This window comes from Streptomyces sp. NBC_00316 (genome assembly GCF_036158715.1).
Classification (GTDB): Bacteria; Actinomycetota; Actinomycetes; order Streptomycetales; family Streptomycetaceae; genus Streptomyces.
Window position 1 is genome coordinate 81016 of the sequence record NZ_CP108024.1, and the last position, 21234, is coordinate 102249.

The following is a 21234-nucleotide window of genomic DNA, read 5'->3' on the forward strand; positions in this document are numbered from 1 at the left end:
TGCCCGCCGCCTTTCTTGATCGTTGGGTTTGCGCAACGGCGGTGGCGGTTGCTAACCGTGTGTGTGGTGCCGTCGCCGGGCCGGTCAGTGCGGGTCGGTCGGCGCTCGGCCGGGGCCGGGCCGTCACCCGGCCTCCGCCCGGCGGGTCTGCGTGCCCGTTTCGGCCGTGCTCTGGTGCACGGCGAGGAACTGGGCGGGGTGGCAGGCCATGTGCCTCGGGGTGGATGGCGATGTCCCTGGCGCCGCTCGTGAGCAGCCAGTTCAGGGAGGCCGTCGAGGACGAGCAGCGCACTGTCGAGGCGGTTGAAGGCGCCCAAGCCGATGTCGGCTGCCGTGTCGCGGAAACTTACGGACCATCACCTCGCCGCCGCATGCCGTCGAGCAGTGTGGCGATCGTGGAGGCCGGGTGCTCCCCCGGAGCCGCTTCAGGACGATGGTGGCACCTGGGCGGTCGCGGGCAAGCAGGAGGCATGCCCACTGGTGGAATACCTCGTAGCAGGACACGGGAGAATCAGGTGAGGTCATGGGCGTGATCATTGCGGTCCGCTCGCTTTCCGCGGTGTGTCGCGCGAGGCACGGCCGACGGTGTGCTGCCCGGCCCGCGCCGGTGCCGCTTCACTAATAAAGGTAGGCACACGCCCCCGCCCGAGGGCATCGCGTGAATGCGTAGTCGTGCCCGGGTTGCCGTGTCAGGGCCGGTCTGTGTCTCCGGAGGTCGGCTGGCCATCTTGCAGCAGCCGGGCAAGCTGAGTACGCGTGGTGACCTTGAGCTTGCGGAAGACTTTACGCAGGTGGTAGTCGACCGTGCTGGCGCTGATGAACAATCGCGACGCGATCTCGGGGTTGGTAGCTCCCTCGGCCGCCAGCATCGCAACACGTCTTTCCTGGGGAGTGAGTTGCTCGCCGAACCGAGACCGACGCTTGCGGGTGGGTTCTCCGGCCGCTGACAGTTCGCTTCGGGCCCGTTCGGCGAAACCGTCCATGCCGAACCGCACGAACATCTCGTGTGCCTGCCGCAGTTGGTCTCGTGCCTCGAGGTGGCGGCGCTCGCGCCGCAGCCACTCCCCGTACAGAAGATGGACACGGGCCACCGCGGCACGCAGGCCGGTGCGCTCAAGCCGTCCCAAGGCCGTGCGGTACAGGTCCTCGGCGTCCGCGCCAACGGCAAGCAGAGCCCGGCAGTGTGCCTCGACGCCTGCGGCCCAGTGGCTGGAGCAGGGTCTGGTCGTCCGGCACAGCTCCCTCAACGCCTCGTCGGCCAGGTCCTGGTGTCCCGTACGTACGGCCGCCTCGATGAGCTCAGCCAGCGCCCAGTTGCGGATCCGCTGGACGCTGGAGTCGGCTCCGGCCTGGCGGGCGGATTCCAGCGCCTGATCGTACCGGCATGCACCGTTGTGGAGCACGGCGGTGGCCCATTGCAGGTAGGTCAGCGCCATGCCTTCGCCCCGCGCCATCGCGTCCCGGGTCGCGGTGCGGATCGCGGCAGCGGCCTCATCATCCCGGCCGCGGAAGACGGCGAGCCCCACCTCCGCGTAGGGGACCGGGCCGGCTCCAGTCATGAAAGTGACGTCGGCGGCCGTCTCGGCCAACGACGCGGCCTTCAGGAGATCCCCGCCCAGCAGGTGCAGTGCCGCACGTGTGGCTGCGGCAACCGGGAGGATGCTGAGTGCTCCTCGTTCCTCGCAGGATCGCAGCAGCCGCGTGGCCAGGAGTCGCCATGCCTCGTCGTCCCACAACAGCCCGGCGCCGTGGCCGGCCAGCCACAGCCAGTACAGTTCCTCCTCAGGGGCCAATTCCTCTGTGGTGAACGCCGACACCGCCCTGCGCAACACCGGAACTGCGGCGTCGCGGCCTTCGACGATCAGGAGCGTCAGCCCGTCCAGCAAGAGGTCGGAGGCGCGTGGTACGGACGCCGCAGGCACTCTGCGAGCACTATGGGCAACCTCCGCAATCCGGCACTCGTCGCCCAGCCGGCCGGCGAGCATCGCTGCGGTCAGGGCCTGCAAGTAGACATCCCTGGCACGGGAGACGTCGATGGACTCGAAACGGCGGGCCGCGCGCAGCAGCACGGGGGCGGCTCCGCCACCGAAACTGCGGGCAAAGGCGATCTGCCCTCGCAGCAACTCACTGTTGGCAGCCCGCAGCTCGTTCTCGGGCCCTCGGTCAGCCAGGGCAAGGAGGTCCAGAGCGCTGTCGTACGCGCCGGCCTGCTGTTTGGCGCGTGCCGCACGCAGCGCCCGCTCTGCCCTGGCGGTGGGGTCGGCAGTGAGCGCGACCGACCGCTCCAGGAATGCCGCGGCGGCAGCGATACCGCCGCGTGCCAGCGCCCGGTGAGCCGATCCCTCGAGCTCCGCTGCGGCTTCCTCGTCAAAGCCGACGGCAGCCTGCGCGCGGTGCCAGGCTCGCCGGTCCGGTTCCGAAGGACCGGTGGCATCGGCCAGAGCCCGGTGCACGGCCCGCCGCTGCGACGGCGGCACCGCCTGATAGACAGCCGACCGCACCAGGGGATGGCGGAAGACCACCTGCGTGCCGATGGACAGCAGCCCGTCGGCCTCGGCCGCCGTCGCGGCCGAGACCCCGATTCCCAGACGGGCGGCCGCGCGCCACAGCAGCGCGGAGTCGCCGGTCGGCTCCGCCGCGGCCACCAGGAGCAGCATCCGGGTGGCCGGCGGAAGGCGGAGAACCCTGCTACGGAAACTGTCCTCGATGCGACCCGGCACGGCTGCGGTGTCCGTCGGACTGAAACCGCCCGCGAACCCGGCAGCCGTCATGGTTCGGGGCAGTTCGAGCAGGGCAAGCGGATTGCCGCGGGCCTCCGCCGCGATCCGGTCCACGACTTCCTCGTCCAACGGCACGTGCAGAGCCGAGTGCAGCAAGGCACGGGCGTCTCCAGGGCCGAGCCCGGTCAGCACTACCTCCTGCAACCCGCGTAGACCACCACCGGCATGGCGAGTGGCGAACACGAGGCCGAGGGGCTCCGCACCGACGCGGTGCGCCACAAACGTCAACGCCTGGGCCGAACCCAGATCGAGCCACTGGGCGTCGTCGATCACACAGATCAGCGGTTGGCGGGCCGCCGTCTCGGACAACAAGCCCAGTACGGCCAGGCCCAGCATGAAGCGGTCGGGCGCCGCTCCTGTCCGCAGCCCGAATGCCGCAGCCAGGGCGTCCTGCTGCGGTCCGGGCAGGTGCTCCAGTGTGGCTAGGAACGGCGCGCAGACCTGGTGCAACACCCCGAAGGGCAGCTCTGCCTCCGCTTCCACACCGGCGGCCCGCACCACGCGGAAGCCGACCGCGGTCGAAGCCATGTGGTCGAGCAGCGCGGACTTGCCGATACCAGACTCACCGAGGACCACAAGAGCGCCGCCTCGACCGGCCTTGACGGCATCCTGCCAGCGGTCGAACAGCGCACATTCAGCACGCCGACCCAGGAAAACCGCGGGACGCCCCGGCAACACCATGTTTCCAATCTAACTGCGGCATCCAGTCCACACCTCTCCGACCTGGGCTTATCCTGTCGAACGCAGCCGGTAGCCGAGCCGGGACGCGCGCGTGGACGCTGCGCCCCTCGACTGCCGGGCGGTAGCGCACTGCTGCACGGTGATGCCTCAACCGTCCCGGGGTCGGCAGCACGCTGACCGCGCTTCAGCAACTGGGTGTCGTTCCGCAGAAGTAGGATCACACCTGCCCTCCGCGGGGCCACTCACATCCGGTGCCGGCATGCCCTTGGAGGTGCGGGGCGGCTTCACCGCCATCACTTCGCTACCCGGGCTCGACGGGGATGGCACCGCACTCGCCGACGCGGCGAAGGGGGAAGGTCCCGTCACCAGGTCGCCACGCTGCGCGTCACCAGCATGGATCACGAGCTGCGGGTCCGTTCAGCTGAACGGGACGGCGTCCTTCGCGGCGGTGTGCCAGTTGGTGACGATGGGGTGATCGACAGTGATGGTGCCGACCGGCAGGGAAACCGGGTTGGGGTCGTCGTCACCGATGGCGACGATGATGCTGTCCAGTTCCTTGCCACCGTTCGCGTTGGTGGTCTTCGGGTTCACCCCGGCGTAGGCGGTGGTGCTCCCGCTCAGCTTGATCTGCTTGCCGACTGTCTGCTCCGCGGGGCCCGCCTCGGTGCCGTCAGAGCCGAACGCCACGGTCGGAAGCGCGGCGGGCAGGTAGCAGGTGATCCCCGACTTCGCCTTCGCGATGATCAGAATGTATCCGCCGGCCTGGGTCTCGGACCTGGTGCTCCAGGAAATGTCGTTGGCGCCGCAGCTCTGCCCGACCGGCTCCCGCTCGCCGTCGGCGGTGTCGGCGCTGGAGCCACCACCGTCCGCGGTTCCCTTGCCCGTCGCGTCGGATCCCTTGCCGGTGCCCTGGTTACTGCCCGCGGTCGACGAGACGGACGGGGTGACCGCGCTGCCGGCCGGAGTGGCGGATGAAGAACCCTGCGCGGCCTCGGTGTCCGTGGCCGCGTCCGAGTCCTGGCACGCCGTCATCAGCATGGCGCCGCCGACGAGGACAGCGGAGACGAGAAAGGCCTTGCGACGGCTGCCGGACATGAAATCCCCCAGTGGTTGAGGCCGAAGCGGGTTCGGCTTCTTGGTTCTTACTTGATCACTATGAGGGCGGTGAGCCGAGAAGATCCCGTCGTCTTCGTTCCAGGACATCGCTGTCGCAGACCGGTGACATGATCACCAAGTGGAATGCGCCCGTTCGGTGGTCCTGGTGACAACACGCCTGCCTTGGTGACAACTATCGTGCTTCGGCTCACTGCATCCGCCTCCGGGTGCTCCACCAGGACGGCCTCTACAGGTCGAACTCCAGGTGCTCGATGTCCGTGAAACGGACCTCCTCCAGGGAGCCGGCGCGGCGGCCGCCGTCCTGGATTAGGTCTCTTTGAGGGCTTCGGCCGCGATCTCCCTCAGGCGGTCGTCGCTGGCGCCCTGTTCCTGGGCCTTGAAGAGGCGGTCGGCGTGTCGCGGCGGCAGGGCGACGGTCAGGTGCCGGATCCGGTCCTCATCCGTCGACCCGATTGGCGCGACGCAGCCGAGCCGGGCCCGGGTGTCGATGACGATGCCGCCGGTGCTCGCCGCCTTCTCCCTGGCCTTCGCCCGGATCTGCGGCTGCCACCGCCTCTTGACCTCCGTCTCCAGGCGTGCGGCGAGGTCCGGGCGGGGCTTTTCTATCTGGTCCTTCACTTACCGCTCGACGGTGCGCTGGGAGATCCGCAGTATCTGGGCGACCGCCTCTTGGTGCCCTTGCACTGCTTGACAGGTACCGCGAGCTGCATGCCCATTTCCGTCAAGCGGGCGGCGTAATCAGGCGACCTCGTCCAGCAGGTGGGGGCCGTTGTTGCGGACGTTGTTCACGGCCGTGGAAACGGGCCGGGCGTTGAGCAGGCCGCCTGCGGGCTGGGTGAGCAGGGCGCGAAGGTCGTCGGTGTCCTGGTGATGCGGGTCCAGCCAGGTGTCGTAGTGGTCCGGGGTGAGGGCGAGCGGCATGCGGGGGTGTACCCGGCCAGCCGCGTCGGTGGCCTCGGTCGTGATGATCGTGCAGGTGATCAGCCAGGCGGCCGGGTCGTCGTCGTTCTCGATGTCCGAGTCGCGCCAGTACTCGTACAGGCCCGCCAGGGCCATCACCTGGCCGTCGGTGGGGTGGATGAAGTACGGCTGCTTGCGTGTCTTGCCCGTTGCTTCGTCCTTGAGCGGTTCCCACTCGTAGAACCCGTCAGCCGGCAGGAGGCAGCGCCGCTTGACGAAGGCACGGCGGTAGGCGGGCTTTTCGTGCACTGTCTCCACCCGGGCATTGATCATCCGGGCCCCGATCTTCGGGTCCTTCGCCCACGACGGGACCAGTCCCCACCGCAGCGACCGCAGCTCTCGCCGTACCTCGTCGCCTTCCTCGCGTCCGGCGCGCTCGAGAATCGCGTAGACATCGTCGGTAGGGGCCACGTTCCAGCTGGGCGCCAGCTTCTCGGCAGGAAGCCAGTCCGTGGCCCGGAAGAGCTGGGTCAGTTCCTGGGGACTGCGGGTGGAGGCGTAACGGCCGCACATAGCGCCACTGTGCCACGGCATCGGACCGCGCCGGCTGAAGAGCGGAGGGGTTACCTCGATCGCGCCATCGCGGCCGCGCCCTGCTCCTGCAAGTCCTCAGCCCGACCGCTTCCTTCACGTGGGCGTGTGGACGGCGACGGCGCCGAGATGGCGCCTGGCGGTGGCGGCGTAGGGGTGGACGGCGGTGCGGGACCTGCCCCCATGTTGTGGCCTTGCACGTCGCCGATCACCGCGGCCGCCGTCGTGGGTGTGCAGACGATGAGGTCGTGGAAGTCGCCGCCGATGTCCATATCGTGACCGGCTGGGCGGTAGCGCGCGGCCACGCTAAAGCCGGGAAGACGCGGCAGCGGCCTACCTGTCGGCGCCGGCTTGGGCGTGGCGGCCGGCGGGCTGGGGCCCGTGCCAGTCCAGGCAGACGATGGTGGCATCGTCTGCCGGGTGTCCGTGGCAGGCATCGGTGACCGCTTCGGTCAGGGACCGGACCACCTCGCGGGGGTGTTCGCCGGCGGTGTTGTGGATCACGTCGGGCAGGTCGACGGATGCCGCTCGGCGTTCTTGCATGCCGTCCGTATAGAGCACCAGGCGATCGCCTGGTGCAAGGTCGAAGTCCTGGACCCGGTAGCGACCGGGTGCGTGCACGCCGAAGGGCAGGTCGGCGTCCAGGCGTACTTCGTCGACTGTGCCCTCGCGCAGGCGCAGTGGCCAGGGGTGGCCGGCGTTGACGAGCTGTGCGCCGGACCCGTCCAGGGCGATGCGCAGGAGCTGGCCAGTGGCGAAGGCGCCACGGCCGTGGTCGAGGAGGGCCTGATTGGCCTGGCGGGCTTGTTCGGCAAGGTCCTCCTCGGCGCGGCGGGCACCGCGGGAGGCGTTGACCAGGAGAGAGGCCATGAGGGAGGCGTCGACGTCGTGGCCCATGGCGTCGGTGACGGCCAGGTGCAGGGTGGCGTGGTCGAGGCTGTAGTCGTAGGTGTCCCCTGCGATGGTGTCGGCCGGCACCAGGGCGCAGGCAAGGGCGAACTCAGCGGCCTCGCACGAGGCGGCCGAAGGCAGGAGCTGACGCTGGATCTCGGCGGCCAGGCTGAGCTGGGTGGTGCGCGCTCCCCGGTGATAGAGGTCGGTGAAACGGCGGTCGGTGACGATGATGTATGCTAACGCGTGCGCGGCCTCCTCGACCTGCTCCAGCACCTCCTGCGTGGCCTGGGGAAGGAACAGCTCCAGCACGCCGATGGTGTCGCCCCGGTTGGTGACCGGCGCCACCACCCGCTGCATGTCGCCGTCCGGCTCCTGCGCCAGCTTCTGGGTCCGCAGGACCTCGTCGTAGATGCTGCCGGCCAGGGGGATCTGGTCGGCGCCGCGTCGACCCCGCCGCGGGGCGGTCTCCTCGCTGATCCGCACCACCTGCTGGCCAACGACGTCGGCGAACAGGAAGCTCACCTGTTGCGTGCCGAAACGGTCCCGCAGATTGTCCGCGACCATGTCCAGGGACGCTACCGGCGACGCATCCTCGGCTGCGGCCAAGAGCTCGGCCAGCCCGATCCGATTAGTGGCCATCGTCGTCTCCCAGCGTTCTCCTTCGCACCCCCACCTGACCACGGACACCATCCTCACGCGACTGCGCATCGAGCGCGTGGCCGAACCCGGGAACAGGACATGGTCGGGCCGGGTGCGAGGTCGTCCGACTCCGGTGCGGGGCACGGAGACCTGCTCCAGCACCCGCTCGAGTTGGGGGCCGTCACCGTAATGTCCGGGTGCCAGGACGAAGGCGAGAGGCCGGCATCGCCCCTCGGCGGCAAGGTGGATCTTAGTGGTGAATCCTCCGCGAGAACGGCCCAGACACTCGCCGATCTGACCACCTCCTCCAACCGGACGTCCAGTTTCCGAAGCGCCGGATCGACCTGGTTCGCCCCCTGGTCGATCCCCTTTTGAGGAACCGCGGCCACTGGCGCTTTCCTCGCGCCGGCGGCGTGCTGGTGAGCCCGCACCGCTGTGGAGTCCACCGACACGTCCCAGTCGATCCGGCCCACGGCGTCCTCGGCGGCCTGGACTTTCGACAGCAGCATCTCCCACGTCCGGAGATCCGAGAAACAATGCCTAGTGTCCTGAGTCAGTAATTCGTTTGCAGTACGTGGCGAGTGATTCGAGGATCTGGTCGGCTGTCTTGGTCCAGATGAATGGCTTGGGGTCTTCGTTCCAGGTGGTGATCCAGTTGCGGATGTCCTTCTCCAGGGCCTGGACGGATTTGTGGACGCCGCGGCGTATCTGTTTGGCCGTCAGCTCTGCGAACCATCGCTCTACGAGGTTCAGCCAGGAAGAGCTCGTGGGCGTGAAGTGCATGTGGAATCTGGGATGGGCCAGGAGCCATTTCTTGATGTCGGCGGTCTTGTGGGTCGCGTAGTTGTCGCAGACGAGATGGACCTCGAGGTCGTCGGGGATCTCTTTGTCGAGCTTGGTGAGGAACTTCTTGAACTCCGTCGCGCGGTGGCGGCGGTGGAGGGAGCCGATGACTTTGCCGGATGCGGCGTCGAACGCGGCGAAGAGGGTGGTGGTGCCGGCGCGGACGTAATCGTGGGTGGCCCGCTCCGGCACCCCCGGCATCATCGGCAGGACTGGCTGAGACCGGTCCAGGGCCTGGATCTGCGACTTCTCGTCCACACACAGCACCAACGCCCGTTCAGGCGGGTCGAGATACAGGCCGACGACGTCGTGGACCTTGTCGACGAAGAACGGATCCGTCGACAGCTTGAACGACTCGAAGCGGTGCGGCTGCAGCCCGAAAGCCCGCCACACACGTGAAACCGTCGACTGGGACAGACCCGTCTTCTTCGCCATCGAGCGCGTCGACCAATGCGTGGCGTTCTCCGGCTTCGACTCCAGAGTCCGTGCGATCAGATCCGCGACCTGCTCGTCCAAAACCGTGCGAGGCCGGCCAGGACGCGGCTCGTCCTGCAGACCAGCGAGCCTGTCGACCAGGAAACGCTTCCGCCACTTCGACGCCGTCTCCCGCGTCACACCGATCTCGCCCGCGACTGCCTTCGTCGAGACCGGAAACCCGTCCTCACCCACCGCTTCACACGCCAGGATCAAGCGGGCTCGAAGAGCCATGTCCTGGGCACCCTTGCGCCGCCGCACCCACCGCTCCAACTCCCCGCGTTCCGCAGCAGTTAGATCCAACGGCACAAGCTTCGGTCCCGGACGAGTCATCCCCAAACCATAGACGAATTATTGACTCAGGACACTAGTACTCCAGCCGGACTTCTCCATTACCGCTGGTCAACGGCTTGGGTGTGGGGATTGTAGCGGGGTGGGTTTGGGTGCGGGGCGGTCTTGGCGGACCGTCCCGCGAACGGGTGGCCGCGCCGCATGTAGTGACAGCGTTCCGGGCAGTCCGCCCGCATGAACCATGCACCAACGAACCCGTGGGCAATCGCGCGCGGCGACCTGAGAGACCCTCTGAAGAGGTTGCCCGAACTGCGATGAGTCCCGGCACGGTCCCGGGTCTTCAGGTACATCCACCTTCCGCGCGCGATTTTGGAGGCACCTTGAAGCTCTTGCTGACGTCAGGCGGCGTCACGAACCCAAGCATCAACTCGGCGCTCGTGCAGCTTCTTGGCAAGCCGATCGCCGAGTGCCGCGCCCTCTGCGTCCCGACGGCACAGTGGGGTCACCCGATGTGCGGTCCGACATCGGTGCGGGGCTTGGTAGCCGCCGAGCCCCAGTGGCAGCACCTGTCCGGCCTGGGCTGGGCGTCGCTCGGTGTCCTCGAGCTCACCGCACTGCCCACCATCGGCGCGGAGCGATGGGTTCGCTGGCTCCGGGAGGCCGACGGGCTCCTGGTCGACGGCGGCGACGCGACGTACCTGTGCCACTGGATGCGGGAGTCCGGGCTGGCCGATCTGCTGCCTTCGCTGCCCGACACGGTCTGGGTGGGAGTGAGCGCCGGAAGCATGGTGATGACGCCCCGGATCGGAGCGTACTTCGTCGAGTGGCCGTCCGCGCCGGACGACCGCACCCTGGGAGTCGTCGACTTCTCGATCTTCCCGCACCTGGACGCTTTCCCGCAGAACACCCTGGCGGACGCAGAGCGGTGGGCCGCCGACATCGGCGTTCCGGCCTACGCCATCGACGAACAGACGGCCATCAAGGTCGTCGACGGCCTCGTCGAGGTGGTCTCCGAAGGGCAATGGACGAAGTTCAGGTCATAGCCGCCCGGTATTCGTGACGTCGCACGGCTGGACGTCACTTGTCGACTTGCAGCACTTCCTAGCTACTCCAGCGGTAATGGAGAAGGCCGGCTAGTGTCCCGAGTCTTAGGAAAGCTTTAGAAGTATGCTTGGCTCATGGCGCGCATGGGTCGGCCGACGGTCGAAGTGGTCCTGACGGATGACGAGCGGGAGACGTTGCTGCGCTGGTCACGGCGGGCGACGTCCGCGCAGGCTCTGGCCTTGCGCTGCCGGATCGTCCTCGCGTGCGCTGACGGGTTGTCGAACACTGCGGTGGGCGCGGACCTCGGGATCCACCCGACCACGGTGGCCACATGGCGGAAGCGGTTCGCGGCCAACCGGCTGGAGGGCCTGGCCGACGAGAAGCGGCCGGGCCCGGCGCGCACGGTGACCGACGAGCAGGTCGAGGACGTGATCGTGCGGACCCTGGAGGCGACGCCGAAGGGCGCCACGCACTGGTCCACGCGCGAGATGGCGAAGCAGAGCGGGCTGAGCCAGTCGACGGTCTCACGGATATGGCGCACCTTCGGCCTCAAGCCGCACCAGGTCGACACCTTCAAGCTGAGCAAGGACCCACAGTTCGTCGAGAAGGTCCGCGACGTTGTGGGCCTGTACCTCGATCCGCCCGAGCGCGCCATCGTGCTCTGCGTCGACGAGAAATCGCAAATCCAGGCGCTGGACCGCTCGGCCCCGGTGCTGCCGATGATGCCCGGCATGCCCGAGCGCCGCACCCACGACTACCTGCGCGGAGGCGTCACCACCTTGTTCGCGGCGCTCAACACCGCCACCGGCGAGGTCATCGGCTCCCTGCACCGCCGCCACCGCGCCGCCGAGTTCAAGAAGTTCCTCGCCAAGCTCGACAAGGAGGTCCCCGCCGAGCTCGACGTCCACCTGATCTGCGACAACTACGCCACCCACAAGACCCCCGCCATCCAGAAATGGCTGCTCGCGCACCCGCGCTTCCACATGCACTTCACGCCCACCAGTTCGTCCTGGCTCAACCAAGTCGAGCGCTGGTTCGGACTGCTGACGGACAAGCAGATACGCCGCGGCGTCCACAAGAACGTACAAGCGCTGGAGAAGGACATCCGCGACTGGATCGCCCACTGGAACGAAGACCCCAAGCCGTTCACCTGGACCAGATCCGCCGACGAGATCTTCGAACGCCTCGCCGGCTACCTGAACCGCCTGCCGAACCCCAAATCCTAGATATGTAGTGCTCCTAAGACTCGGGACACTAGAGTACTAGAACTTTTGTTCTTCTATGCAAAAGCCCGGGACGGGATTTGCCGGCGCGCACCCCGCTCCCGCCGCGGTGACCACCAGGTTGCGTGGCCGCCGCGACGCGAGCGGGACGGAGAGCTGCCCGGTATCAGCCGCGCAGTGTCGCCATGCCGGCCGCACTGATCCTGGAGAACCTGAGGGACTGGCCCGGGTCCGAGTTGCCGCCCGGGGCGTTGTCCTGCTCGTAGTTCGAGTTGTAGTGACCCTTGGCACCGACGCTCTTGTAGAAGGTGGTGTAGTCGATGTCGCTGCGGGAGTCGCCGAACGGGATGAAGTTGTAGCCGTTGCCGACACCGGGGGCCTCGCCGGTGGCGTCGCCGTCCTTGGCGTGGAACAGCTGGTACCGCTGCGGCTGCTTGGCTACCTGGGCGGCCGGGTCGAAGATGTCCTCTACGCGGTTGCCCTCCCAGTCATAGCGCCACCGCCACTGGTGCTGGGCGACGTGCGCCCAGTACACGTCCATCTCGATGACACACAGGGCCGGGTCAGTGATGTCGAGATAGTGCTGCATGAGGCGCTTGCCCGACTCTCCCCGCACCTGCGTGGGCGCAATCGGCTTGCCTGTCACGCGGTCCTGGGTCACGGTGACCATGGGACCGTCCTGCAGGAAGTTGTACGCCGGCGAGTGGTTGTGGGTGTACAGGTGGATGCCCCACTGCTGGCTGATCGTGTTCAGCGCCTCCCATTTCTCGCCGGCGACGGTCCACGGCTCGATGTTGCGGTTGCCCGAGTTCGTCGGGTCGCTGCCGGTGCCCATGAACGGCGTGCCCAGGATCGCCGCGAATTCGAGCTCGGTCTGCAGCCGCTCGTAATCCTGCGTGGACATGGCGCCACCGGCGCTGTTGGGGCCGTTCCAGGTGTTCGGGATGAACCCGTGGTTGCCGATCACCTCCAGACCGTACGCGTCGAGGAAGCCGCGCAGCGTACGCGCATACGCCAGGTACGCCGCTCGCGACTGCGGTGTGGTGACGCCGCCCGGTGCCGGGTTGGGCACGTCTCCGCCGGGGTTGGCGGCGTTCTGGCCGTAGCCGGCGAACTCGATCTGCTTGAAGCCGCAGTTCGCCAGGAACTCGAACAGCTCCACCCAGCCGCCGGGCAGCGGCACGAGCGGGCCGAGGTCGGTGGGGTCCTGCGGGAAGTTCGGGCCGCCCAGGCGGCCCATGGTGGGTGAGACGCCGAGGGCCGCGCTCGCCGCGATGCCGACCCGCGTGGGCACGTCGCGCTGGCTGTAGGCGATCGTGCCCAGCTTGCCGCCCGGGATCAGCCGCCCGCCGGCTGCGCTCGCCTGGGCCGGCGTGAACACGGATGCGGGGCCGATCGGGCTGAACGCCGCGGCCACCGCCGCGCCCGCGCCGACCATGAACCGGCGCCGGTTGAACTTGCTCTCGAAGGCCATTGTGGTCCCTTTTTCGAAGTGGCTGAACCAGGTCAGGGCCGGGGGTGCCGCGGTGATCGCACGGCGCCCCCGGCCGCGGGATGGTGCTAGGACGCGCTCACTCCTTGTCCGCCGAGCTCGGCCCAGTTGAGGTTGAACAGGTTGCCTCCGGTCTGGCCGCCGGTGACCGACCGGAACACGAGGTAGATCTTGTGCTTGCCGCCCGGGTCGGTGATCGGGAACTTCTGGCTCTGCCACGTCGCCGTGTCACCGGTCGACGTGAGATTCGCCGTGGTGAGAACCGGCCCGCCGACCGAGTCGAGGTGGACCTCGACGGCGGCCATCGGGCTACCCGCCGGCACCTGCGTCGACGTGCTCGCCACCCGGAACGTCAGCGAGTCGATGCCGTGCAGGTCGAACGGTCCGTTCAGGGCGATCCAGTCGCCGTTGCCGAGGCTGCCGCGGTGCTGGCTGCCGCCGGCCGGGTCGTTCGTCGTGGCGACGTTGGTGCCGGACTCCTCCAGGGCGAACTCGGCCTCCTGGCGCTTTTGCCGGACCTGGTTCTGAGTGACCGTCGTCAGCGCCGGAACGCCGCCGGCACCGCCGCGATCGGTGTATGAGGCGCTGATGACACCGAACACGTTGCCCCCGTGGGACACGTCGTTGACATCGGTCGTCAGCACACCCGTGCAGCCGTGGACGCTCTGCTCGGCGTGACCGTGGGTGTCGTGGCCGAGGACGAACGTCACCTCGACGCGGCTGCAGTCGATCGTCCCGTCCTCGGGATCGGTGACCGTCACCGAGAACGGGATGCTCTCGCCGAAGGAGAACAGGCCGTTGTCGACCGGCGTGTTGACGGTCACGACGGGCGCGGTGTTACCGACCGTGATGGTCGTGTTCGCCGAGGCGGACTTGCCGCTCGAGTCGAGCACGGTCAGCTTCGCGGTGTACTGTCCCGGCGTCGTGTAGGTGTACTGCGGGTCGGGGTCGAGCGAGTCGACGGTTCCGTCACCGTTGAAGTCCCACTCGAACCGGATCGAGTCGCCCGCGTCGGGATCCCGCGAGCCCGCGCTGGAGAACTTCACGTTCAGCGGTGCGGAGCCGTTCGCCGGCGTCGCCGCCAGCACCGGGATCGGTGCGCGCTTGCCCTTCACGTAGTCCCACCGGTACAAGCCGGCGTCGGCGTTGCTGTTGAAGAAGCCGTCGCCGTAGCCGAGCAGGTAGAGGTGACCGTTCCCGTCGAACTGCATGTCCATCGGGTTGTCGCACTCGAACGGCTTGTTCGTGTCCGGGACCCGCCTGGCATTGAGACCGGCGCAGTCGAGCACGTCGTTGATCTTGAACACCCTGCCCTTCGAGTCCAGGCGGACCTCCTTCAGGGTGTCCCGGGTGAACTCGCCGGCGAAGATCGCGTTGTCGTAGTACGGCGGCAGCTTCGTCGGGTCCGAGTTGTCCGGGTCGAAGTGGTACTTGGCCGCGCCCTGCGGGCCGACACCGCCGGTGCCGAGCTCGGGGAACAGCCGCGGGCAGGTGGTGGCACCGGAGCCGTTGTAGTAGGCGAGACACGGCGTACCGATCGGGTTGTCCGCCCGGTTCTCGGGTGTGTACGAGTACCAGATGTCCGGGTTGGTGACCGGCGGGCCGTACTCGAGGCCGGGCTCAACGGTGGGCCCGCCGTTGAGGTTCCACCTGGAGTTGTTCTGCGGCCCGTGCTCGGGGTTGTCGCACTCGAACGGCTGCGCCGGACTGTCCAGCGGCGTGGAGGTGTTGAAGTTCCAGCGGTAGTAAGGCAGGTCCTGGCGCACGCACAGCGGCCAGCCGTAGTTCGCCGGCTTGCGCACAATCTCCACTCGGCCGGTACCGGCAGGCCCGCGGAAGTTCTGCGGGGTCTGCGAGTCGGGCGAGTAGTCGGTGACGTAGGCGACGTCGTTCTCGTCGACCTGGACCCGGAACGGGTTGCGGAAGCCCATCCCGTAGATCTCCGGACGGGTCTTGTCCTTGCCGACCGGGAAGAGGTTGCCCGAGGGGACCGTGTAGGCGCCGCCGAACCGGTTCTGATCGCCGGCGGCGATGTCGCCGTCCTTGACCGAGATGCGCAGGACCTTGCCGCGCAGGTCATTGGTGTTCTGCGCCGAGCGGCGAGCGTCGACGAACGGGGCGTTGTACTGCCCGGTCGTGGTCAGCATGTCGTTGAAGGGCGCGAAGCCCCCGGAGTTGCCGCCGCCGGACGGGGTGTCATCTCCGGTGACCATCCACAAGTTGTTGTGCTTGTCGAAGTCGATGTCGCCCGCGACATGGCAGCAGGCGCCGCGGTTGACCGGAACCCGCATGATCTCCTGCTCGGACCCGACATCGAGGTGCGCCGGCTTGTCCCCGGCGGCATCGACGAACTTGAAACGGGACAGCTGGAAGTACCCGACCCAGGGATCCCAGACCGCCGGCGAGGCCCCGGTGGTCGGCGCGTCCGCCGCCGGAGTCGTCTGCGTGACGACCTCACCCGTCGACAGCTTCACGTCCTTCACGGTGGGTGGCGCGTAGTAGAGGTAAACCCAGTGGTTGGTCTTGAAGTCGTTGTCGATTCCCGGCCCGTACATGCCGTCTTCGCTGTTCTGGTAGACCGGGATCTGGGCCAGCACGGTGGTCGTGTTCGACTTGGAGTCGTGCAGCCGGACACTGCCGCGACGGTCTGTCTGGATGGCCCGGCCGTCGGGAAGGACGTCGAAGCCGATCGGCTCGCCCAGGTTCGGCGGGGCTGCGACGGCCGTCTGCTGGTAGTTGGACAGCACCGTCGCGCCGCAGTCGGAGTACACCGGGTCGGCCTGCCCGGCCGCCCACTTGATCGCGCCACCGAGGTGCGAGCGCATGTCGCCCTCGCGGAAGCTGGCGGCGGTGTTGCCGAGCGCGGTGTAGAAGGAGCGGCCGCCCTCCCAGTCCTTGCACCAGGTGACCGGGTGGTCGTACCCCATCGTGCCGCCGCTGATGCCGGAGAGCGTCTCACCTGACGGCTGCTGCTTGAAGGTGTCCTCGACGACGGTGGCAAGGACATGGCTCTTGCCGCGCACATTGGACTTGAAGTTGTACCAGGCGTCGGAACGGGTCCAGTACTCCGGCAGGTTCTTCGACGCCTCGTGGACGCGGTCGGCGACCTTGATCGTGCCGGGCTGTACGTCGGTCCGGCCGGACGCGCGGGTGCCGAGGGCGTCGGACAGGAAGGCCCAGCCGGGCTGGGCCTCGATCGCCGAGCCGATGCCGACGAAGCCGCCGCCCGCCCGGTAGTACGCCTCGAAGGCGTCCTGCTGGGCGGTGGTGAGCACGTCGCCGCTGGTGTTGAGGAAGACGACAGCGCGGTACTGCTTGAGGTGCTCCTCGTCGAACTTGCGGGCGTCGTCGGTCACTTGAACCGCGAACCGGAGCTGATCGCCCAGCTGTCTGATGGCGTCCACACCGGCGGCGATCACCGACGGGTCCGCGTCCGTGGATTTCGTGAAGACCAGGACTCTGTACTGATTGCCGGAGCTCTCCGGCACGGCCGCGGCCGGAGCGGACGCCGCAGCCGGGATGGACGTCGATGCCAAACCGATGAGCGTGCTGCCCACGAGCGCGAGCAGCACGCCGAACGCGGTGAGGCGGCGGCGGAGGGCTATGCGCATGGAACCTCCTCAGGGGTATGCCCGACCGACGGGCCGTCGTGCGGAGACGGCCCAGCCGGGAAAGGTGCTGTATGCGCCGATAAGTCCAGAGGGAACAGCCAGACGGGTGAACGGTCGCTGCGTTACGGGTGGGACGGGGTGACGCCAAGTGCGTGCACAACTCCGAGCTGCGCGTAAGCGCCCACCGGGATCACTGGTGAGCGACTGGCTCGGTCCAGGTTCGGATCGTATAGCCGCGAATCAGCCAAAGAAAGACTCTGCTACGCGAAAGTTCCGGGCAAAGAGAGCGGACTTCTGCTCATACTGGTCAAAGTCTGCTGCCGACGAGAGGACGCCGTTGCCCAGCCGGCGATCCTCGGCGGCACATCTCCGACGTACCGGCGACCGCTTCGAGTTCACCGAGATCACCGATGAGCTGCGACAACTTTTCCCCGCTCTGACCACGAAACCGTGCCAACGGGTCGGCACCCGGGCCACGGCAAACAACGTCGAGATCGCCTACACCCCGACCAACTCCGCCTGGCTCAACCGCATCGAGGCCCAGTTCACCGCCCTGCGCTACTTCACCCTCGACGACACGGACCACGCCGACCGCAAGGAACAGGGCAGCATGATCCGCCGCTACGTCATCTAGCCTCGACCCTTTTTTGAGGGTCCGCCGACGGAGTCGGCGGACCTCTCGCTTTTCGGGGCTGATGGTGGCCCGGCCGTCGCGTCGGGTGGGCGCCGGATTCCACTGCCCGGAGGTTGGGTGCTGCTGTCGTCGGGGCGGGTGAATCTGCTGGTCAGCCGGGGTTGGGCAGGAGTGCGAGCCGTTCGAGGGCGGCGGTGATCTGGCTGATCCAGGGCCAGTTCTGGGCGAGGCGGAGGATGCGGCATCGGCTGGTGGTGACGAGTTGGGCGGCTGCGGAGAACAGGCGGAATCGCAGGCGGCGGGGCTCCCAGAGCCGGGCCTTGCCGGTCAGGGCGAGCATGGGCATCCAAGCCAGCACGCCGAGAGCGATCTGGACGATCTCCAGCCAGATCCGGTTCTGGGCGGTGCGCTGCAGAGGAAGATTCCGCAGGCCGGTGGCCCGGGTGGCCCGGATGCGGTCCTCGGCCCTGGCCCGCAGCCGGTGACGGAGTTCGAGCTCGTCGATCGGCCGGTCAGGGGTGTTGGTCGCGAAGCAGGTGATCCGCATGCCGTCCGCGTCGGTGATCCTCAACTGGGCCCCGGGATAGGGCCGTTCCTTGCGGACGGTCAATCGCATGCCCTTCGGCCAGCCGTCCAAAAGCTTGCCGGTGAGCTCGGCGACCCAGGCCCCGTCCCGGACCTCGCCGTCGGCTTCGACGGCCGGGGTCCAGGCCGAGGCGGGGACCTTCAGCACGTGTTCGTGGATCGCCTCGGTGATCACCATGCCGACCGAGTAGGACAGCCATCGCCCTCGCCTGGCGAGCCAGGACACGAAGTCGTGGGTGCCGCCGGCGGAGTCCGCGCGGATCAGCGTCTGCCGCCCTCTTCGTTACTTCTTCGGTAGTTGGACCAGGCGAGTTGGGCGGTGGTGATGTGGTCGGCGGCCGTGTTGGAGCCCGCGTTTCCCGGTCTCAGAGGGTGGCGACGGGCTCTCCGGTTCCGCCGGGGCCGTGATCGCCGAAGGCGGCCAGCGGGTGGTGGCCGTAGGTCTTCTTCCAGGTCGCGGCTGCGTCCTCCTTCTCCGAGTGCGCGATCACGAGGACGCCGTCGAGATCGACGATGATCTGCTTGTCGGCATCGGGGGGCGTTATTGCCCGCCAACGACCAGACGCGTGACCGGACTTCGGACCGTTCGGACCGGACGGCCTGCAGGGCCTTCTCACCGGAGACGGCGAGGGCGCCGATCAGGCGGGAGACGGCCATGCGGCGCGTGATCCGCCCGGGGAACTATCGGTGCTCGCAGTTGGTCGCCCAGTTGGCAACACGCCTGGATCGCCCACCACCGGGCTACGGCCTTGACGAACAGCCAGACCTACACGCGCGTGATCAGGCTGCTTGCCGAGTTCACCGACGGCCGCCTGGCGGCCCGGGGGCTGGAGGCGGCCGAAGCACGACTGGACGGAGCTGTCATTGACCTGACGGAAGTGATCTTCGCCTTCGAGAAGGACGCGCAGGACCGCTACCCCACCGACTCGCCACAGGCTCACTTGGCGAGTCCTTTCGGTGATCCGTCAACCGTTTGCTCAGACGGGAAGTTCGGTGATGCTGAGGGCGAAGTCCAAGTTCCCCACCCCGTGGTTGGCGAGGCCCACCGTGACCACGCCCGCTCCTTCCAGCCAGTGCGCCATTTTCAGGCCGCCGACGTCCAACGGGCGCAGCCCGAGGCTCTCGATGAACGCCTCCACACTTGCCTTGGCCTGCGCATTATCGCCAGCGATGAAGACGTCGGGCCGACCCTTCTCCAGGACATGGCGGAAGACGGTGTTGAACGCCTTCACCACGCTGGCGCTGGCCGGGGCCGCCTTGGCGACTTCCTGCGCGATCGAGGTCTCCTCGCGGTGGGCTAGCCCGTCGAACGTGGAGTTGAACGGATTGCTGATGTCGACGATGACCTTGCCCGCGAGAGCGTCTCCGTACTGGGCGACGACCGGCACGACGCCGTCGTACAGCAGGGCCACGATGACGATGTCCCCGGCCGGGGCGGTGCCCCATTCTCCCGTCGTGGCGCCGCCGCCGAGAGCCTTGGCCAGGTCAGCGGCCTTGGACTGAACGCGGCCCATGACCTCGACGGTGTTGCCGCCCGCTATCGCCCGCGCGCCGATGGTGCGGGCCATGTTCCCGGTGCCGATGATGCTGATGTTGCTCATGAGATGTCCCGCCCTGGTTGTGGTTGTTCGGTTCAGATGGCGGTGGTGCCGCCGTCGGCGACGAGTTCCATGCCGTTGACGTAGCTGGAGTCGTCGGAGGCGAGGAAGAGGGCGGCGGTGGCGATTTCGTCGGGGCGGCCCATCTGGCCGCGGGGGATGAGGGACTCGAACTGGCGCATGGTGGCCCCGTCGAAGAGTTCTTCCTGCTTGGCGGTGGCGACCTGGCCGGGGGTCAGGACGTTGACGCGGATGCGGCGGTCCTTGAGCTCGTTGAGCCAGACGCGGGCCCAGGCCTGCTGGACGGCCTTGCTGCCGGCGTAGACGCTCCAGCCGGGGAAGGCGCCGAGGGAGGCGTTGGAGCCGGTCATGAGGATGGAACCGCCGTCGTTGAAGAGCGGGAGGGCCTTCTGGACGGTGAACAGGGTGCCGCGGGCGTTGAGGTAGAACGCGGCGTCGAAGTGGGCCTCGGTGATCTCGCCGAGCGGGGCGGGCTCGCCCCCTCCGGCGCTGGCCCACAGCACGTCGAGGCTTCCCTTCTCCCGCTTGACGGTGTCGTACAGGCGGTCCAGGTCGTCCAGGTCGGCGGCGTCGCCCTGGACGCCGGTGACGTTGCGGCCGATCTGCTTCACGGCCTCGTCCAGGGCGTCCTGGCGGCGGCCGGTGATGAAGACGTGCGCCCCCTCGTCGACGAACAGCTTCGCACCGGCCAGCGCCATGCCGGTGGTGCCGCCGGTGATGACCGCGACCTTGCCGTCAAGCTTTCCCATAGTCGTTCCCTTGGGTCGGTGGTGCCGTGTGTACCTGGGGTGACGGCGTTATGTACACCGCTCCGTGCACTTAAGGTACCGGGCGGGCGGTCGGGACGCAAACTATGTACACCGGTCGTTACCCAGCTGGAGTACCATGGACCCATGACGGAGTTGGAAAAGGGCCCCACGGGCCGCCGCCGCGGCCGGGGCGCCCGCGAGCGCATCCTCAGCGCGTCCCAGCAACTGTTCCGTGAGCAGGGCATCAACCGCACCGGCATGGACCAGCTCTGCGCGGCGGCCGAGGTGTCCAAGCGCACGGCCTACCAGCACTTCGGCGGCAAGGACGAACTCATCGCCGAGTACCTGCGCCGGTTCGACCCCTCAGTTCTGTCCGGCGTGTTCGACCGCACCGACCTCACGCCCCGCGAACGGCTCCTCGCCGCCTTCGACATCCCCCCCACCACCCCCCTGTGCCCCTACATCGCCGCCGCCGTCGAACTCCACGACCCCCAGCACCCCGCATCCCAGTACGCACGCGACTACAAGAAGGCCGTCGCCGCGCGGCTCGCCGACACCGCCCGCGAAGCCGGCGCCGCCGACCCTGAACAGCTCGGCGAGCAGCTCGCGCTGCTCATCGACGGCGCCGCGGCCCGCACCCAGGTCCTCGACGCCGACGCCTTCCCCACCGCCGCCGCCATCGCCGCCGTCCTCATCGACAACGCCATCCCCGCCACAGCCAGCGATGACCGGCGGCGGGAGGAAGTGTCGAGTTGACGTGGCACATCGCGGCCGGGCTGGACGCGCTACCGGTCACGCGGCTGCACCGGCTGGCACGCGATACCAGCCGCCCGGCACCTGGCATTGCAGGCTTTTACGGAACTGGCCGCCCCCGCTCGCCTGTTGAAGGCCGCAGCAGATGCCGCCGGGGAGAATGGCGACCCTCGAAGGTTGCAGGAGTTCGAGGCCGTCGTCTCGGCCCAGGGCGCCGACGCGCCGCCGGTTCGAACAGACGGCTGATCACATACGTCCGCACACGGTGGCGCATGAAGTACTCGTACGCAGCTGGGAAGTTGTGAAGATGCGGAT

General features: G+C 68.1%; 13 protein-coding genes and 3 pseudogenes. 4 read left to right on the forward strand and 12 right to left on the reverse strand.

Annotated features, from left to right (window positions below; translation table 11 throughout):
* Nucleotides 1-689: 689 nt before the first annotated feature.
* The 7 genes and pseudogenes from OG878_RS39675 to OG878_RS39705 form a co-directional block, all read right to left on the reverse strand.
* Nucleotides 690-3461, reverse strand: a complete 2772-nt coding sequence (locus OG878_RS39675; protein ID WP_328891600.1) for a helix-turn-helix transcriptional regulator — start codon at nt 3459-3461, stop codon at nt 690-692.
* 417 nt (nt 3462-3878) lie between these two features.
* Nucleotides 3879-4556: a DUF4232 domain-containing protein gene (locus tag OG878_RS39680; RefSeq protein ID WP_328891601.1), complete on the reverse strand. Its 678-nt coding sequence runs from the start codon at nt 4554-4556 to the stop codon at nt 3879-3881.
* 247 nt (nt 4557-4803) lie between these two features.
* A pseudogene (gene tpg / locus OG878_RS39685) lies at nt 4804-5284 on the reverse strand (telomere-protecting terminal protein Tpg); the annotation flags it as partial.
* A 31-nt stretch (nt 5285-5315) separates the two neighbouring features.
* Nucleotides 5316-6050, reverse strand: a complete 735-nt coding sequence (locus OG878_RS39690; protein WP_328891602.1) for an SOS response-associated peptidase — start codon at nt 6048-6050, stop codon at nt 5316-5318.
* Nucleotides 6051-6401: 351 nt separating this feature from the next.
* The gene (locus OG878_RS39695) at nt 6402-7601 is read right to left on the reverse strand and encodes a PP2C family protein-serine/threonine phosphatase (RefSeq protein WP_328891603.1); all 1200 of its coding nucleotides are present in this window, start codon (nt 7599-7601) and stop codon (nt 6402-6404) included.
* A 96-nt stretch (nt 7602-7697) separates the two neighbouring features.
* Nucleotides 7698-8119 (reverse strand): annotated as a pseudogene (locus OG878_RS39700) (hypothetical protein); the annotation flags it as partial.
* Nucleotides 8120-8141: 22 nt separating this feature from the next.
* Entirely contained in the window at nt 8142-9251 is a 1110-nt protein-coding gene (locus OG878_RS39705; protein WP_328885022.1) for an IS630 family transposase, read from the reverse strand.
* A gap of 338 nt (nt 9252-9589) precedes the next feature.
* Here OG878_RS39705 and OG878_RS39710 point away from each other — a divergent pair, with 338 nt between their 5' ends.
* Both OG878_RS39710 and OG878_RS39715 read left to right on the forward strand, forming a co-directional pair.
* Entirely contained in the window at nt 9590-10252 is a 663-nt protein-coding gene (locus OG878_RS39710) for a Type 1 glutamine amidotransferase-like domain-containing protein (protein ID WP_328891604.1), read from the forward strand.
* 135 nt (nt 10253-10387) lie between these two features.
* Complete coding sequence (locus OG878_RS39715; RefSeq protein WP_328885146.1) at nt 10388-11479, forward strand: IS630 family transposase; 1092 nt, start codon at nt 10388-10390, stop codon at nt 11477-11479.
* A gap of 163 nt (nt 11480-11642) precedes the next feature.
* Here OG878_RS39715 and OG878_RS39720 read toward each other — a convergent pair whose 3' ends face one another.
* The gene (locus tag OG878_RS39720; protein ID WP_328891605.1) at nt 11643-12950 is read right to left on the reverse strand and encodes a sugar phosphate isomerase/epimerase family protein; all 1308 of its coding nucleotides are present in this window, start codon (nt 12948-12950) and stop codon (nt 11643-11645) included.
* Between the two features lie 86 nt (nt 12951-13036).
* The gene (locus OG878_RS39725) at nt 13037-16579 is read right to left on the reverse strand and encodes a ThuA domain-containing protein (protein ID WP_328891606.1); all 3543 of its coding nucleotides are present in this window, start codon (nt 16577-16579) and stop codon (nt 13037-13039) included.
* Nucleotides 16580-16916: 337 nt separating this feature from the next.
* Between OG878_RS39725 and OG878_RS39730 the strand changes: the two genes are divergently transcribed.
* On the forward strand, nt 16917-17213 hold the full coding sequence (locus OG878_RS39730; RefSeq protein WP_443049298.1) for a hypothetical protein: 297 nt from the start codon (nt 16917-16919) through the stop codon (nt 17211-17213).
* A gap of 151 nt (nt 17214-17364) precedes the next feature.
* Here the strand turns inward: OG878_RS39730 and OG878_RS39735 are convergent.
* From OG878_RS39735 to OG878_RS39745, 3 genes and pseudogenes are all read right to left on the reverse strand, one after another.
* Nucleotides 17365-18452 (reverse strand): annotated as a pseudogene (locus OG878_RS39735) (IS1380 family transposase); the annotation flags it as partial.
* A 323-nt stretch (nt 18453-18775) separates the two neighbouring features.
* Nucleotides 18776-19399, reverse strand: a complete 624-nt coding sequence (locus OG878_RS39740) for an NADPH-dependent F420 reductase (RefSeq protein WP_328891607.1) — start codon at nt 19397-19399, stop codon at nt 18776-18778.
* Nucleotides 19400-19431: 32 nt separating this feature from the next.
* A complete protein-coding gene (locus tag OG878_RS39745) occupies nt 19432-20166 on the reverse strand; it encodes an SDR family NAD(P)-dependent oxidoreductase (protein WP_328891608.1) in 735 nt (244 codons plus the stop codon).
* Nucleotides 20167-20310: 144 nt separating this feature from the next.
* On the opposite strand from OG878_RS39745, the gene OG878_RS39750 reads away from it, so the two are divergent.
* Nucleotides 20311-20922 carry a TetR/AcrR family transcriptional regulator gene (locus OG878_RS39750; RefSeq protein WP_328891609.1) on the forward strand — a complete coding sequence of 204 codons (612 nt, stop codon included), beginning with the start codon at nt 20311-20313 and terminating at the stop codon, nt 20920-20922.
* The last annotated feature ends 312 nt before the right edge of the window (nt 20923-21234 follow it).

Bases quoted from the DNA above. Each gene is read 5' to 3' on its own strand.
- OG878_RS39750 (WP_328891609.1), top strand. From the start codon at position 20,311: ATGACGGAGTTGGAAAAGGGCCCCACGGGCCGCCGCCGCGGCCGGGGC.
- OG878_RS39720 (WP_328891605.1), bottom strand. From the start codon at position 12,950: ATGGCCTTCGAGAGCAAGTTCAACCGGCGCCGGTTCATGGTCGGCGCG.
- OG878_RS39740 (WP_328891607.1), bottom strand. From the start codon at position 19,399: ATGAGCAACATCAGCATCATCGGCACCGGGAACATGGCCCGCACCATC.
- OG878_RS39690 (WP_328891602.1), bottom strand. From the start codon at position 6,050: ATGTGCGGCCGTTACGCCTCCACCCGCAGTCCCCAGGAACTGACCCAG.
- OG878_RS39745 (WP_328891608.1), bottom strand. From the start codon at position 20,166: ATGGGAAAGCTTGACGGCAAGGTCGCGGTCATCACCGGCGGCACCACC.
- OG878_RS39715 (WP_328885146.1), top strand. From the start codon at position 10,388: ATGGCGCGCATGGGTCGGCCGACGGTCGAAGTGGTCCTGACGGATGAC.
- OG878_RS39675 (WP_328891600.1), bottom strand. From the start codon at position 3,461: ATGGTGTTGCCGGGGCGTCCCGCGGTTTTCCTGGGTCGGCGTGCTGAA.
- OG878_RS39725 (WP_328891606.1), bottom strand. From the start codon at position 16,579: ATGCGCATAGCCCTCCGCCGCCGCCTCACCGCGTTCGGCGTGCTGCTC.
- OG878_RS39680 (WP_328891601.1), bottom strand. From the start codon at position 4,556: ATGTCCGGCAGCCGTCGCAAGGCCTTTCTCGTCTCCGCTGTCCTCGTC.
- OG878_RS39695 (WP_328891603.1), bottom strand. From the start codon at position 7,601: ATGGCCACTAATCGGATCGGGCTGGCCGAGCTCTTGGCCGCAGCCGAG.
- OG878_RS39705 (WP_328885022.1), bottom strand. From the start codon at position 9,251: ATGACTCGTCCGGGACCGAAGCTTGTGCCGTTGGATCTAACTGCTGCG.